Here is an 884-nt window from a genome sequence, read left to right as displayed (position 1 = left end):
CGCCGGCGCCGGCGCGGCGCCGGATGCGGGCGGCAGCACGAAGCGCTGGCCGGGATAGACCAGGTTGGGATCGCGGATGCTCGCCTCGTTCGCCTTGTAGATCAGCGAATAGTCGACGCCGCGGCCATAGACGCGCCGGGCGATCAGCCACAGGCAGTCGCCGCGCTCGATCACGACATGGTGCGGCGCGACCGGGCCGACCGCGCGCGGGGCGTAGGCGGTCTTCATCTCGCCGATGACGGCCCCCTTCGCGTCATGCGCCGTGAGGCTGAAGGTGCCGGGCTTCGCCGGCATGTGCTCGACCTTCAGCGTCCAGCGGCCATCCGGGCCGGCGGTCGCGGTGCCGAGCGGAGCGCCGTCGAGCGAGAGCGAGACCTGCGCGCCGGGCTTCGCCGTGCCGGCGATCAGCGCGTGGCCCTTGCCGTCGTAGTCGACCGAGCCGATGCCGAGCGTGCCCGGCGCCGGGCCCTGGCCGCTCAGCACCTTCGAGGGCTCGCCGCTCTTGCCGGCGAGCACCGCGAGCGGCCCCTCGTTCGGCGCGGCGGGCACCGAGACGGTGACGTCGCGGTTGCTGGCCAGGGTCTGGCCGCCGGGGCCGGTGGCGGAAAGGGCGAGCTGCTGGCCGCCGGCGGGCAGCGGGCGGGAGGTGACGAAGGCGAAGCTGCCGGAGGAATCCGCCTTCACCGTGCCGATCGTCTTGCCGTTGGCGGTGATGGTGACGGTGGCGCCGGGCGCGGCGTGGCCGGCGATCACCGCGTTGCCGCCGGCATCGACGCGCACCGTGTCGAAGCTCGGGGTGCCGGCGGGCCTGGCCGGCGACGCGGCGGGATGGACGGTGGCGTTCGGCGGCGGCGCGACCGGCCGGGTCGGTTCGATGTCGCGGC

General features: G+C 75.2%; 1 protein-coding gene. It reads right to left on the bottom strand.

The features are described from left to right. On the bottom strand, positions 1 to 884 hold an 884-nt coding region (locus tag APM_RS13195), incomplete at both ends, for a LysM peptidoglycan-binding domain-containing protein (protein ID WP_007423862.1).

Origin of the sequence: Acidiphilium sp. PM, from assembly GCF_000219295.1 — a bacterium.
GTDB lineage: Bacteria > Pseudomonadota > Alphaproteobacteria > Acetobacterales > Acetobacteraceae > Acidiphilium > Acidiphilium multivorum.
This window is presented reverse-complemented; position numbering and strand designations above follow the sequence as displayed.